The organism is Mycobacterium sp. 852014-52450_SCH5900713 (genome assembly GCF_001667075.1).
Classification (GTDB): Bacteria; Actinomycetota; Actinomycetes; order Mycobacteriales; family Mycobacteriaceae; genus Mycobacterium.
Genome location: NZ_LZIL01000074.1, coordinates 45,221 through 58,660, shown reverse-complemented (window position 1 = coordinate 58,660; position 13,440 = coordinate 45,221). Strand labels below are relative to the sequence as shown.

The 13,440-nt window shown below is 68.4% G+C and carries 16 protein-coding genes; 9 read left to right on the top strand and 7 right to left on the bottom strand.

Annotation, left to right across the window (positions count from 1 at the left end; translation table 11 throughout):
• Positions 1-12 precede the first annotated feature (12 nt).
• Both A5773_RS22545 and A5773_RS22540 read left to right on the top strand, forming a co-directional pair.
• Positions 13-750: a phosphoadenylyl-sulfate reductase gene (locus A5773_RS22545; RefSeq protein WP_066956808.1), complete on the top strand. Its 738-nt coding sequence runs from the start codon at positions 13-15 to the stop codon at positions 748-750.
• A complete protein-coding gene (locus A5773_RS22540) occupies positions 747-1,463 on the top strand; it encodes a sirohydrochlorin chelatase (protein ID WP_066956810.1) in 717 nt (238 codons plus the stop codon). Before A5773_RS22545 ends, A5773_RS22540 begins: the two co-directional genes overlap by 4 nt.
• Here A5773_RS22540 and A5773_RS22535 read toward each other — a convergent pair.
• On the bottom strand, positions 1,460-2,392 hold the full coding sequence (locus A5773_RS22535) for a LysR family transcriptional regulator (protein ID WP_066956813.1): 933 nt from the start codon (positions 2,390-2,392) through the stop codon (positions 1,460-1,462). The genes A5773_RS22540 and A5773_RS22535 overlap by 4 nt on opposite strands.
• A 103-nt stretch (positions 2,393-2,495) precedes the next feature.
• On the opposite strand from A5773_RS22535, the gene fdxA reads away from it, so the two are divergent.
• A complete protein-coding gene (fdxA, locus tag A5773_RS22530) occupies positions 2,496-2,822 on the top strand; it encodes a ferredoxin (protein ID WP_067792659.1) in 327 nt (108 codons plus the stop codon).
• 21 nt (positions 2,823-2,843) lie between these two features.
• Positions 2,844-4,118, top strand: coding sequence for an alpha/beta hydrolase (locus A5773_RS22525; RefSeq protein WP_066956817.1), 1,275 nt, complete (start codon positions 2,844-2,846; stop codon positions 4,116-4,118).
• On the opposite strand, the gene A5773_RS22520 is transcribed toward A5773_RS22525, so the two are convergent.
• Positions 4,115-4,729, bottom strand: coding sequence for a TetR/AcrR family transcriptional regulator (locus A5773_RS22520; RefSeq protein ID WP_067792656.1), 615 nt, complete (start codon positions 4,727-4,729; stop codon positions 4,115-4,117). The genes A5773_RS22525 and A5773_RS22520 overlap by 4 nt on opposite strands.
• Positions 4,730-4,790: 61 nt before the next feature.
• On the opposite strand from A5773_RS22520, the gene A5773_RS22515 reads away from it, so the two are divergent.
• Both A5773_RS22515 and A5773_RS22510 read left to right on the top strand, forming a co-directional pair.
• Positions 4,791-5,219 (top strand): DUF1707 domain-containing protein, encoded by a 429-nt coding sequence (locus A5773_RS22515; protein ID WP_067792653.1) that lies wholly within the window; start codon positions 4,791-4,793, stop codon positions 5,217-5,219.
• A gap of 10 nt (positions 5,220-5,229) precedes the next feature.
• Positions 5,230-5,991 carry an SDR family oxidoreductase gene (locus A5773_RS22510; protein ID WP_066956826.1) on the top strand — a complete coding sequence of 254 codons (762 nt, stop codon included), beginning with the start codon at positions 5,230-5,232 and terminating at the stop codon, positions 5,989-5,991.
• Between the two features lie 21 nt (positions 5,992-6,012).
• Here the strand turns inward: A5773_RS22510 and A5773_RS22505 are convergent, their stop codons facing one another.
• The 4 genes from A5773_RS22505 to A5773_RS22490 form a co-directional block, all read right to left on the bottom strand.
• A complete protein-coding gene (locus A5773_RS22505) occupies positions 6,013-6,492 on the bottom strand; it encodes a hypothetical protein (protein ID WP_066956830.1) in 480 nt (159 codons plus the stop codon).
• 54 nt (positions 6,493-6,546) lie between these two features.
• Entirely contained in the window at positions 6,547-6,981 is a 435-nt protein-coding gene (locus A5773_RS22500) for a protease inhibitor I42 family protein (RefSeq protein WP_066956990.1), read from the bottom strand.
• A gap of 188 nt (positions 6,982-7,169) precedes the next feature.
• A complete protein-coding gene (locus tag A5773_RS22495; RefSeq protein ID WP_067792650.1) occupies positions 7,170-7,976 on the bottom strand; it encodes an SDR family oxidoreductase in 807 nt (268 codons plus the stop codon).
• A 4-nt stretch (positions 7,977-7,980) separates the two neighbouring features.
• Positions 7,981-8,889, bottom strand: a complete 909-nt coding sequence (locus A5773_RS22490) for an RNA polymerase sigma-70 factor (RefSeq protein WP_067792641.1) — start codon at positions 8,887-8,889, stop codon at positions 7,981-7,983.
• Positions 8,890-8,948: 59 nt separating this feature from the next.
• Here A5773_RS22490 and A5773_RS22485 point away from each other — a divergent pair, with 59 nt between their 5' ends.
• The 3 genes from A5773_RS22485 to A5773_RS22475 all read left to right on the top strand — a co-directional run bounded on the left by A5773_RS22485 (position 8,949) and on the right by A5773_RS22475 (position 12,943).
• A complete protein-coding gene (locus tag A5773_RS22485; protein WP_067792638.1) occupies positions 8,949-9,998 on the top strand; it encodes a DUF5685 family protein in 1,050 nt (349 codons plus the stop codon).
• A 161-nt stretch (positions 9,999-10,159) separates the two neighbouring features.
• A complete protein-coding gene (locus A5773_RS22480) occupies positions 10,160-11,752 on the top strand; it encodes a Na+/H+ antiporter (RefSeq protein WP_067792635.1) in 1,593 nt (530 codons plus the stop codon).
• Between the two features lie 33 nt (positions 11,753-11,785).
• Positions 11,786-12,943: an AAA family ATPase gene (locus tag A5773_RS22475; RefSeq protein WP_067792631.1), complete on the top strand. Its 1,158-nt coding sequence runs from the start codon at positions 11,786-11,788 to the stop codon at positions 12,941-12,943.
• Positions 12,944-12,965: 22 nt separating this feature from the next.
• On the opposite strand, the gene A5773_RS22470 is transcribed toward A5773_RS22475, so the two are convergent.
• The gene (locus A5773_RS22470; protein WP_066956993.1) at positions 12,966-13,379 is read right to left on the bottom strand and encodes a VOC family protein; all 414 of its coding nucleotides are present in this window, start codon (positions 13,377-13,379) and stop codon (positions 12,966-12,968) included.
• Between the last annotated feature and the right edge of the window lie 61 nt (positions 13,380-13,440).

The following is a 13,440-nucleotide window of genomic DNA, read 5'->3' as shown; positions in this document are numbered from 1 at the left end:
GAGGACCCCGCCATGGTGGCGATGAACTTCACCAAGGAGCAGCTGCGTGAGCTGGCCGAGCGCGGTGCTTCCGAGATGGAGGGCGCCGGCGCCGTCGACATCCTGCGCTGGACCGACGAGCATTTCGGCGGCGTCGACGGTCCCCGCGGCTGGGCCAACTGCAAGTACGTGGTGGCCGCCAACATGCAAGACGCGGTGATGGTTTCGCTCGCCTCGGACGTGCGACCGGGCGTGCCGGTGCTGTTCCTGGACACCGGCTACCACTTCGCCGAAACCATCGGCACCCGCGACGCGGTCGAGTCCGTCTACGACATCCACCTGCTCAACGTCGAACCCGAACACACCGTCGCCGAGCAGGACGAGCTGCTGGGCAAGGACCTGTTCGCCCGCGACCCCAACGAATGCTGCCGGCTGCGCAAGGTCATCCCCCTGCGCCGCGCGCTGCGCGGTTACGCGGCGTGGGTCAGCGGGTTGCGCCGGGTGGAGGCCGCCACCCGCGCCACCGCCCCGCTGATCAGCTTCGACGAGTCGTTCGAACTGATCAAGGTCAACCCCATCGCGGCCTGGACCGACGACGACGTCCAGGACTACATCGAGCGGAACAACGTCCTGGTCAATCCGCTTGTCGAGGAGGGCTACCCGTCCATCGGCTGTGCCCCCTGCACCGCCAAGCCGGCCGAGGGTGACGATCCTCGCAGCGGCCGCTGGCGGGGACGAAACAAGGTCGAATGCGGGTTGCACGCATCATGAGCACACTCGTACTCACCGCCCACGGCAGCCGGGACCCACGGTCGGGCGCCAACGCGCAGGCCGTCGCCAACCGGCTGGCCGGCATGCGCCCCGACCTCGACGTGCGGCTGGCGTTCCTGGAGCTCAACGAGCCGAACTTCGCCGACGTGCTGGCCGGCCTGCCGGACAGCCGCCGCGCGGTGGTGGCCCCCTTCCTGCTGGCCAGCGCCTACCACGCGCGCCTGGACATCCCGAAGCAGATCGCGAAAGCCGGAGCCCACGGCATCCGCCAGGCCGACGTGCTCGGCGAGGACGACCGGCTGGTGTCGGTACTGCGCGAACGCCTGGCCGAGGTCGGGGTCTCCCCGGACGACGACGACCTCGGCGTGATGGTGGTCGCGATCGGCTCGTCCAACGCCGCGGCGAACGCGCGCACATCGAAGGTGGCGTCCCGGTTGGCCGTCGGAACCCGATGGGCCGCTGCGACGACGGCGTTTGCCACCCGGCCCGAGGCCTCGGTGCAACGCGCCGCCGGCCACCTGCGCCGCCGCGGCGCGCGCCGACTCGTCATCGCGCCCTGGTTCCTGGCGCCGGGGCTGCTCACCGACGGCGTCTCAACCTATGCGCGGGACAACGGTATTCCGATGGGCGCGCCGCTGGGCGCCCACCCGCTGGTGGCCGAGACCCTGCTCGACCGCTACGACGAGGCGTTGGAAGCCGACGCGGCAGCCTAGCGGCTGTTGATGTGGCTCAACAGATCTCGAACCGCCCCGGCCGGCGGCGTGCGCCCGCCCACCCAGATCGCGCGAAACTTGCGCCTTAAGTCCAGTTTCGGAATAGTGACCGCGCTCAGCCGCCCGACCACCAGGTCGTCGGCCACCGCCAACTTGCTCATGGCCGCCGGTCCCGCACCGGCGAGCACGGCCGCGCGCATCGCCGCCGCCGACGTCAGCTCCAATACCGGCGGCGCTTGCTCCATGTCGTCGCCCAGCACCTGACGCAACGCCACCGTCAGCGAATCGCGGATGCCCGAATGGGGTTCGCGGGCAACCAGCGGCGTCTCCGCGAGTTCGCGAGCGGTCACCCCCCGCGCCCGTCGCGTCCACTTATGGCCCGGCGGCACCACGATCACCAGTTCGTCCTGACCCACCACACAAGTGCCCAACCTCTTTGGTGTGCCCGGGTTTTCGACAAACCCGAGATCCGCGCTGCCGTCGCGGACCGCGGCGATCGCGTGCTCGCTATTGGTCGCGGTCAAACTCACCTGCGGGGCAACGACGCCGCGCCGCGTCGCCTCGGTCTGTAGGGACAGCAGCCAATGCGGCATCAGCTGCTCGGAGATCGTCTGGCTGGCCGCAACCCGGATCCGCTCGCGGCCCTCCTTGCGCAGCGATCCCATGCCCGCGTCAAGCTCGGTGGCGACCTCCAGCAACCGCCTCGCCCAGTCCGCGACGATCAGGCCCGCCGGCGTCAGCTGCGAGCCGCGCGTCGTTCGCACCGCCAGCGTCACACCGATCTGGGCCTCCATCGACGCGAGCCGTCGCGAGATGGCCTGCTGGGTCAGCCCGAGTTCGCGCGCGGCGCGGCCCAGGCTGCCGGTCTCGGCGATCGCCAAGAACACCTCGAACGAGGCGAGCTCGGGCATTCGCGGGCTGAGCGGCATGGCTGATCACATCACAATCAATTCGTGTGACACAACGATAGCTTGTGACTCCACAACGCCGGGACCTCTACTCGCGCCGGGTTGCGGCGAGAACCATGGGCTTATGGCCTACGTGATCGCCGAGCCCTGCGTCGACATCAAAGACAAGGCGTGCATCGAGGAATGTCCCGTCGACTGCATCTACGAGGGCACGCGGATGCTCTACATCCACCCCGACGAGTGCGTCGACTGCGGCGCGTGTGAGCCGGTGTGCCCCGTTGAGTCCATCTACTACGAGGACGACCTGCCCGGCGAATACGGCGAGTACACCCAGATCAACGCCGACTTCTTCACCGAGCTCGGCTCGCCCGGCGGCGCGTCGAAGATCGGACTGACCGAGAACGATAGCGCCGCGGTCAAGAACCTCGAGAGCCGGGCAGAAGCCACGTAGGGCATTTCGTAAGGTGAGCGGATGCGGACAGCTCGAATCATCCACGTCATCCGGCAGATAGGGTCGCTGATCGTCACGGCGGTGACCGCGGTGTCCACGCTCAACGCCTACCGGCCGCTGGCGCGCAGCGGCTACCTATCGCTCTTCTCGTTTATGTTCGGGCTGGTCGTCACCGAGTTGCCGTTGCAGACCCTGGTCAGCCAGCTCGGCGGTCTGGCGTTGACCGCTCGCCGACTCACGCCCCCGGTGCGCATCGCGGCGTGGGCGGTGGCAACCGTGTCCGCGATGGGCTTGCTGAACTTCAGCCGCGCCGGGCATAAGGCCAACGTGCCGCTGACCCAGGCGTTGGACGAGGGCCTGGGCGCCGCTCGTCGCACCGAGTCGGGGGACCTGTGGCGCCGGCCGGCCGGCGGCGGGACCGCCAAGACGCCGGGGCTGCTGCGGATGATGCGGATTTATCGCGACTACGCCCATGACTCCAACATCAGCTACGGCGAATTCGGCAGCGCCAATTACCTGGACATCTGGCGCCGTCCGGATCTCGACCCGATGGGCAAGGCGCCGGTGCTCTTCCAGATCCCGGGTGGCGCCTGGACGACGGGAAACAAACGCGGACAAGCCCATCCGCTGATGAGCCACCTCGCGGAGTTGGGCTGGGTCTGTGTGGCGATCAACTACCGGCACAGCCCGCGCAACACCTGGCCCGACCACATCATCGACGTCAAGCGCGCCCTGGCGTGGGTCAAGGCGCACATCGCCGAGTACGGCGGCGACCCCGAATTCATCGCCATCACCGGCGGTTCGGCCGGCGGCCACCTGTCGTCGCTGGCCGCTCTCACTCCCAATGACCCGCAATTCCAGCCCGGCTTCGAAGACGCCGACACCCGAGTGCAGGCGGCCGTGCCGTTCTACGGCGTCTACGACTTCACGCGATTCAACGACGCGATGCACCCGATGATGCCCGCCCTGCTCGTCAAATCGGTTGTCAAGCAACGGCCTTCGACGAACATGCAGCCCTTCATCGCCGCGTCGCCGGTCAACCACGTTTCGGCGGACGCTCCCCCGTTCTTCGTCTTGCACGGCCGCAACGACTCGCTGGTTCCCGTCGAGCAGGCGCGTGGATTCGTCGAGCGGCTGCGGCAGGCGAGCAACCAGCCCGTCGTGTACGCCGAATTGCCGTTCACCCAGCACGCTTTCGACATCTTCGGTTCGGCGCGCGCGGTGCACAGCGCGGTCGCCGTCGAACAGTTCCTGGCCGAGGTCTATGCGACGCGCCGCCAGGCCAACGTGGCCTAACCGCCCAGCATTTGGGCCACCACGCCGGCGATGATGGCCTCCGGGTCCTGCTCGATGCCCACGCTGAGCAACTCGCCACCGATCGCGAGCGACGCGACGCCGTGCACCAGCGACCACAGCGGCGCGGCGAGTTCACGCGGGTCTTGACCGCCGGCGATGCCCGCCTGTTGGCACGTCACGATCGCGTCGAGCAGGTCGCCGAACGCCTGCTCGCCGGCGACGGCCAGGTCGGGATGGTCGGCCTTGGAGAGCTCGGCGCCGAACATCACCCGGTAGTGATCCGGGTGGGCGACGGCCCAGCGCACATACGCGCGGCCGAGTTCGACCACCCGGTCCTTCGGGTCGGGCGCGACGTCGGCGGCCGCGGCCAGTTCGGCGTGGAGGTCGCGAAAGCCCTGTTCGGCCACGGTCGCTAGCAGCGCGGCCTTGTCGGCGAAGTGCCGGTACGGGGCGGCGGCGCTGACGCCCGCGCGTCGTGCCGCCTCGGTCAGCGTGAAGCCCTTCGGCCCCTTCTCGGCCACCAGCGACAAAGCGGCGCTGCTCAGGGCGCGTTTGAGGTCGCCATGGTGATAGCTGTCCCGACGCGCCGCAACTTTCCGCTCCCGTGCCATGTTGACGATATTAACATTAGGGACTATGTTAAAGCCATTCACATCTTTGGAAGGGGATGAAATGGACCAGCAACTCATGACCCCCCGCGCCGGCGACCGCGACCGGGAGAGGGCGGCAGAACGCCTCGGCCAGGCATTCGCGCAGGGCTACCTGCAACTGGATGAATACGAGCAACGGCTGCAGGCCGTGTTCGGCACGCACACCACCGAGAAACTCACCCAGCTCCTCGCCGACCTGCCGCTCGAGCGGATCCGGCGCGCGGACCCGCGCCGCCGCGCCGCCCGCGTCGAGGCCGCCCGCCGTGGCGTGCGCCTTCACCTCGCGGCCTACCTGGCGATGACCGTCATCGTGCTCGCCGTGTGGGCGGCCGTCGCCGCGACCACCGGCGCCACCTACTTCTGGCCGATCTGGCCCATCCTCGGCGCCGGCATCGGCCTTGTCAGCCACGCCCTGGGCATTCACCCCGCCGTCAAAACTCCTGCGAAGTAAGGGGTCAGCCATGTCATGGGCAGTCATCACCGGCGCCAGCTCCGGGCTGGGCGCAATTTTCGCCGACCAGCTGGCGCAGCGGGGCATGTCGTTACTGCTCGCCGGGCGTGACGAAGCACGGCTGAGTGCGGTGGCCCAGCGGGTCGACCAGCAAGTCGAACTGGCAGTCGGCGATCTTGGCACACAGGCCGGCGTCGATGCCCTCGTCGCCCGCCTGGACGGACGGGAGGTCGCCGTGCTGGTCAACAACGCCGGCTTCGGCACCTACGGCCCGTTCGCCGAGCTCGACGCCGAGCGTGAGCGCGAGCTGGTCGCAGTCAACGTCGACGCGCTGGTGCGGCTGAGCCACGCGGTGCTTCCCGGCATGCTGGCCCGCGGCCGGGGCGGCATCTTGAATGTCGCGTCCACCATCGCGTTTCAGCCCGGGCCGTATCAGGCCACCTATGGCGCGACCAAGGCGTTCGTGTTGTCACTGAGCCAAGCGCTGTGGGCGGAGACTCGCGGTTCGGGGGTTACCGTCACGGCGTTGTGCCCCGGACCCACCCGGACTGGGTTCGTCGATGCGCTGGGATCGGACGTCTCGCACACCGCGATCTATCGCCGACTCGCGGCGCCCGAGCCCGTCGTGGCCGCCGGGCTGCGCGCCCTGGACCGGGGCCGCGCCGTCGTCGTGCCCGGGTGGCGCTATCGGCTGATGACGACGAGCACACGATTGATGCCCGGGTGGGTCTCGTCGCTTGTCAGCGCACGGATGCTGCGGCCGGCCGCGTGACGGAAACCCTTGTGCCGCAGGCTATGTCTTGGGACGCACGCCGGCCGCGCGGTACACGAAAACCGGCTGGACCGGATAACGCAGCGTCGTCGTTGGCAGTGTCTCCAGCACCTCGTCGGGGATGGTCTTCTTGTAGTTGAGGCTCATCGACCCGCTGAAGGCGGGGTCGACACCGTGCAGGTCGATTTCCAGCTTCAGCCCTTTGCCGGTGATGGTGGCCCGGGCCGGCCCCTTGCCGCTGTCCCAGGTGCAGTCGATCGATCGCAGGTTGGCGTCCCCGCGCGCGGGAAGAGTGGCGACGATCCGGGCGGACGTGAACGCGAAGGCGCCCGTGTAGCGGGATACGCCGGAAGCCGAATAGACCCCCGGCACGTGGCCGCCGAAGTGCCGGCTCACCCCGACCTTGCCGGCGCTGAAGATGATGCCCTCGGCTTCGAGCTCGTCGCGCAGCGCCGCGGGCAGTTTGCCGATTTCGGACAAATTACGGAGAAAGCCGAACACGCACCAGACCGTAGCGCGACGTCTGACCGGTGCGCACTCGTTTGCCAGAGAGCTTTACTGCACCGTGACGTCGGCCGTATAGGTGCACGCCGGTTTGGAATCCTTTTCGACGAAGCTGGTGTAGGACGTGCCGATCGTCGTGGTCCCCGGCTTCAACGCGGTGAACTTCCACACCTCGGTGCCGGGCGCCCCCAACGCATCGGAACTTGGCGGCACGAACTCGTGGCTGGTTTGCTTGAGGATTCCCGGATCGCCGACCTTCATCTCCGGCGCCCACCGGTACGGGGTCGTGTAATTCGAGCCCAACTTCACGATCAGCGTGTTGCCGGCAGTCAAGGTCATGCTCTGCTTGATGACGTCCTGGGTGAGCACGTCGGTCATGGGCACCTGGAGCGTCTTGGTCGACGGCGGGTTTCTGGATGCGAAGTGGCAGCCCACCACCGTTGACGAAACGAGCACGGCGACTGCTATCAGCAGCCTCATCCTCACAAGATTCATCGCCTCCATTATGGCGGGAAGCCTGATGCCGAGATCGGTCCGTACGGCCGGAAGCTTGATGCCCAGGTCGGAGTGCCAAGCGAAGCCAGGCCGGCCGACTCGCGACGAGTCCGACCACTGCCTCCACGAACGTAAGAAACCACAGTCCGGCCCGAAGGGCGGAGCCGGTCAACCCCCAGTCATCGCGACGCTTTGCGCGGACGGTGCGGCAGGTAAGCGCGGATCGCGTCGTGGTAGGGCAATTGGCCCGCGTCGACCTGTTCTTGGAGGTACTGCTCGAAAGTGATCGCGCCAGCTTCGTGCTCCGGGGTCAGCAGGGCGCCGGCGCGCAACCCACCAAAAACCTTGCCGGGCAACCGGATCGGGACGATGCGTCGACGTTTACCCACGATCGCCAGGTAGCTGCGGGCAAGGTCTTGGAGTGCACGCGCCTGCGGGCCGCCGAAATCCGGCGCACGTCCGATCGGCTCGCCGAGCGCCAACCGGGCCAACCGCTCGCCCACGTCGCGCACGTCGACCGGTTGGAACTTCAAGTCCGACAGGAGCACGACCGGCGGTTTCGCGAGCATGCGCAGTATGACGGCGATCAGATCGTGGAACTGGGTCGCCCGCTGCACCGTCCACGGCAGGCCCGACTCAGCGATCGTGCGTTCGTTGCTGAGCATCATGCGGTACAGGGCGAATGGGACGCGGTCGATTCCGACGATGGAGACGTAAACCAGATGCGGTGCGCCCGCCCGTTTCGCTGCAGCGACCAGGTGCTCGGTGGGATAGACGCAGTGCACGATCGTGTCGACGCCGTCGACGGCCGCGTCGAGCCCGTCGCCGGTTCGCACGTCGCCCACGACATGCTCGACGTCGGTGCGCTGGTGCCGCCGTCGTCCGCGGCTCAGAACGCGGACGTCCTTGCCGGCGGCCGTCAGGTGGTCGACGACGATGCGACCCACGGTGCCGGTGCCGCCTGTGATCAGTACTCGGTTGGTCATACCCCTATGAACCGGGCAGACCCGCCGGATGTGACAACTGCTCGGCGAGGAACCGCAATTTGTCGGGGTTTGCCATCGCCCGCAGGGCTGCGATCTGGTCGCCGATGATCTCGAAAGACAGCACCCCGGTCAGCGTTTCGCCGTCGAACGCCAGGATCGCCGGCTCGCCGTTGACCTCGGCGACGTCGAGGCGCAGCCCCAGCCGCGGGACGTTCCTGCCGAACCCGCGGGCCACATAGGACGCCACGCGGTCGCGGCCCGAGATCACCCGCCGCGCGGCCGCCACCTTGCCGCCCCCGTCGGCCGTCGAGGTCACGTTGTCGGTGAGGATCTCGACGAGTCCGGCCACGTCGCCGGCACTTGCGGCGCTGAAGAAGCGGTCGACCAGGCGTCGCCACTGTGCCCGATCGGGTTGGAAACGCGGCCGCGGTTCGCCGAGGCGCTGCCGCGCTCGCCGGTACAGCTGGCGTGCGTTGGCCTCCGACGTCTGCAAGATCTCGGCGATCTCGAAGTGGCTGTAGGCGAATGCTTCTCGGAGTACGAACGCCGCGCGCTCGGTAGGGCTGAGGTGCTCCATCAGGCTCAGCAGCGCGATCGAAACGGACTCGCGTTGTTCGGCGGTATCCAACGGGCCGAGTGTGCGGTCGTCGGTGAGGACCGGCTCCGGGAGCCACGGCCCCGGATAGACCTCTCGACGGGCGCGCGCCGAAGTGAGCCGGTTGAGACAGAGGTTCGTGACTGCCTTGGTGAGCCACGCCGGGAGCGACTCGATCGCCTCCGCATCCGCGGTGTGCAGTCGCAGGTAAGCATCCTGGACCGCGTCTTCGGCCTCGCTCGCCGAACCCAGCAGCCGATACGCCAACCAGAACAGGCGCGGCCGCTGAGACTCGAAGGCCTCCGCGACGTCGCTCACGCCACCAACACTGCCACGTTTCGGGGGTGCGTTTGCTGCGGGTCCGGTAGCTTCTGGGCATGTTTGGCATCATCCGGCCCTGTCGTCATCGGCTCGGCGGCGAGCTGGCGGCAGCCTGGACAGCCCAGTTGTGCGGATTGTGTCTGGCGCTTCGGGACGATTACGGCCAGACCGCGCGCATCGCCACCAACTACGACGGGTTGGTGGTTTCGTTGCTGGTCGAGGCGCAGTCGGCGGGGTCGCCGGCCCGCCGCACGGCTGGGCGCTGCCCGTTGCGCGGGATGCGCCGCGCCGACGTCGCCACCGGTGACTGTGTGCGGCTGGCGGCCGTCGTGTCGTTGGCGCTGGCCGCGGCGCGGGTCCGTGACCACGTCGACGACCGCGAGGGCCTGGTCGGCGCGGCCGGTGTGCGGCCGGCGGCGCGCCGCATCGCCGAACGCTGGGTGCGCCAGGGCACCGGCGCCGGTCACACCCTGGGCTTCGACACCGGCGTGCTCGTCGCCGCCATGGACCGGCAAGCCGACCTCGAATCTCAGGCCCGCCCGGGTAGCTCGCTGTTGCTGGTGACCGAGCCCACCGAGACCGCCGTGGCCGAAGCGTTCGCGCACACCGCCGTGCTGGCCGGCCGCCCCGACAACGGGGGGCCGCTGCGCGAGGTCGGCCGGCTGTTCGGCCGGGTCGCGCACCTGCTCGATGCGGTCGAGGACTACCACGACGACGTCGCGCGAGGAAAGTGGAACCCGTTGGCCGCCACCGCTACTCCCGTGGGGGCGGCGCGCACCCTGTGCGACGACGCGGTGTTGGGCATCGAGCTGGCGCTTGCCGACGTCTCGTTTGCCGACGGGCGGCTGGTCCATCGGCTGTTGACCGGCGAGGTGCGCCGGTCGATCAAGCGCACCTTCGCCCAGGCTGGTTTCAGCGCAGAAAGCGGAACACCACACGGCCAGCAGGAGCCCATCAACTTTGGCGACCAGCCGGCCCAGCCCGCTGCCGAAGGTGAAACACCCGGACGCAAGAAGCGCGGCGGCGACGGCACCGGATGCTGGTGCTGCTGCGATGGCTGCGATTGCTGCTGTGACTGCGACGACTGCTGCTGCGACTGCTCATGAGTTCGCAAGCATCACCCGACTCTCGGTTTTGATATCGCGGGCGCTATCGAGTTCGAGAGTCGCATAGTGCCCCGGAATCGGGGCCGAAGTGACAGATGTGACGGCGCTTTCCGCCCGAGCCCCGATCGGCGCGAAGCGCGCATGTCCGGCAGGATGGGCTGGTGTTTGGCCTCGTCCTGATCGTTGCGCTCGTCTCCACCGTTATCGTCGGGACGGTCCTCGGCCGGCGCTATCGCGTTGGTCCCCCGGTACTGCTCATCGTGCTCGGCACGTTGCTGGGCCTGATCCCCAGCTTGGCTCACGTGCACGTCAACGGGGAGATCGTGCTGTTGCTGTTCCTCCCGGCGATCCTCTACTGGGAGGGACTGAACACCAGCTTCCGGGAGATCCGAGCGAACGCGCGCATCATCGTGTTCCTCAGCGTCGCCCTGGTGATCGCGACGGCGGTGGCCGTGTCGTGGACGGCGCGGGCGCTGGGCATGGACTCCCACGCGGCGGCCGTGTTGGGCGCCGTGCTGTCCCCCACCGACGCCGCCGCCGTGGCCGGCTTGGCCAAGAAGTTGCCACGCCGATCGGTCACCGTGCTCAAGGCCGAGAGTCTCATCAACGACGGCACGGCCCTGGTCCTGTTTGCCGTCACGGTCCACGTCGCGATCGGCGGCGCCCAGATCACCCCGATCGACCTGGTTGGTCGGTTCGTCGGTTCCTACCTCGGCGGCATCGCCGCCGGGCTTCTGGTCGGCGGAGCGGTCACGCTGCTGCGCAAGAGAATTGACGCGCCCCAGGAGGAAGGGGCGCTGAGCCTGCTGACGCCGTTTGCGGCGTTCTTGCTGGCGCAGAGCATGGATTGCAGCGGGGTGGTCGCGGTCATGGTCGCAGCGTTGATGCTCGCCTACGCCGGGCCGGTGGTGATCCGCGCGCGATCCCGCCTGCAGGCCTACGCGTTCTGGGACAGCGCGACCTTCTTGCTCAACGGCTCGTTGTGGGTGTTCGTCGGCGTTCAGATACCGGGGGCGCTGCGCGGGATAGCCGGCGTGGACGGCGGGATTCGCCACGCCTTGTACATCGCGCTCGCCGTCACCGTCGTGGTGATTCTGTCGCGGATCTTCTGGGGCGAGATCACCGTGTGGTTGATCCGGCTGATCGACCGCCGGGAAGCCCAGCGGGAACGGCGCGTCGACTGGCGTCAGCGTTTCGTCACCGCCTGGGCGGGGTTCCGCGGGGCGGTGTCGCTCGCCGCGGCGCTGGCCGTCCCGACGACCACACTCAGTGGCGCGCCATTCCCCGACCGCAGCCTGCTCATCTTCATCGTGGTCGTCGTCATCCTCGTGACGGTCCTCGTCCAGGGCACCACGCTGCCCGCGGTGGTGCGCTGGGCGAAGATGCCCGAAGACGTCGCCCACGCCGAGGAATTGCAGCTGGCCCGCACCCGTGGCGCTCGAGCCGCCCTCGACTCCTTGCCGACGGTTGCCGACGAGGTCGGCATCAGCGACGACCTCCGCCGGCGGCTGCAGAAGGAATACGAAGAGAAGGCCGCGCTGGCCCTCGCCACCGAAAACGACTCGACGAACAGCCACCTCGTCAAGAAGAAGGATCTCGTCCGTCGGGTGCGGCTGGGCATGCTCGAACGCAAGCGCCGCGAGATCACCGCGCTGCGCAACGAGAACCTCATCGACGACATCGTCCTGCGCGAGCTGCAGAACGAGATGGACCTCGAGGAAGTGCAGCTGCTCGACGCCGCCGACGACGAGTAGGGCCCGTCGGTCGTCGACCGTACAGTCGGCTCCATGTTGCAGACGGTGGCGATCCGCGGCTATCGCTCGCTGCGTGAGGTCATCCTGCCGCTGAGTCGGCTGTCGGTGGTCACCGGCGCCAACGGTGCCGGCAAGTCCTCGCTGTACCGCGCGTTGCGGTTGCTGGCCGATTGCGGCCGCGGCGAGGTGATCGCCTCGCTCGCCCGCGAGGGTGGGCTGCAGTCCGCGCTGTGGGCCGGGCCCGAGGAGCTGAAGGGCGCCCGCCGGACCGGCAAGGTCGAGGGCACCGTGCGCACCCGACCGGTATCGCTCGAATTGGGCTTCGCGTCAGACGATTTCGGCTATCTGGTCGACCTCGGCATGCCGCAGATGGCCGGGCCCAAGTCGGCCTTCGGCCGCGATCCCGAGATCAAGCGGGAAGCCTTGTTCGCCGGCCCGGTGCTGCGGGCCAGCGCGACGCTCGTGCGCCGAACCCGCGATTTCGCCGAGGTGAGCGTGGATTCGGGCCGCGGGTTCGACGAGTTGTCCCGCTCGTTGCCGACGTACCGCAGCGTGCTGGCCGAGTACGCCCACCCGCACGCGCTACCCGAGCTTGCGGCCGTGCGTGAGCGGCTGCGTGGGTGGCGGTTCTACGACGGCTTCCGCGTCGACGCCGGGGCGCCGGCCCGGCACCCGCAGGTAGGAACGCGCACCCCGGTGCTCTCCGACGACGGCAGTGATTTGGCCGCCGCGATCCAGACGATCATCGAGGCGGGCTTCGACGACCTGAGCCGCGCCGTCGCCGACGCCTTCGACGGCGCCACGGTGTCGGTCGCCGTTCATGACGGCCTTTTCGATCTGCAGCTGCGGCAGCGCGGCATGCTGCGCCCGCTGCGATCCGCCGAATTATCCGACGGCACACTGCGATTCCTGCTGTGGGCCGCCGCGTTATTGAGCCCGCAGGCGCCGTCGCTGATGGTGCTGAACGAGCCGGAGACCTCGCTGCATCCCGACCTGGTGCGTCCGCTCGCGGGCCTCATCCGCACCGCCGCCACGAGGACGCAGGTCCTGGTGGTGACCCATTCCCGCACGCTGCTGGAAGCCACCGGCGACGACACCGTCGAGATCGAGCTCTACAAGGAGTGGGGCGAGACGCGGGTCGTCGGGCAGGACCTGCTGACGACGCCGCCGTGGGACTGGGGCAAACGCTGACGACCAACAAGCGCGCTCGTGTTTACGAATGCATCGCGGGCGCGTAAGAGATTCCGATGATCGTGCCCTCGATGGACTGCAGTCGAGCGACAGTTTGTCCCCACGGCTCGGTATGTGCGTCGTGCAGCAGAGTAAAGCCCTTCTGCGTCAACTCGTTCGCCGCGGCCTGGACGGTGTCGGCGTCCGCGACCTCGAATTCGACGCTGGCCTGCGGCACAGGCCGCTCGACTGGCCAGTCAGGCGTGCCAAAGCAGGCTTGCGCAGCCTGAGCCAGCGGCCAAACCCCGAAGGACTTGCAGCCGTCGATGTCTTCACTGTGGAGATAGCCGTCGGCTTCCGCGGTCAGGGGCAGGCCAAGTGTGTCCACGTACAACCTTCGACTGACCGCCGGCTCGGGGGTGATCACTGCAACGCTCGTGACGAATTGCACTTCCATGGCTTCACCTTCCAACGCGAATTCGGCTGACCCATCCGATCGTGGCATCCGGTGCCCACAC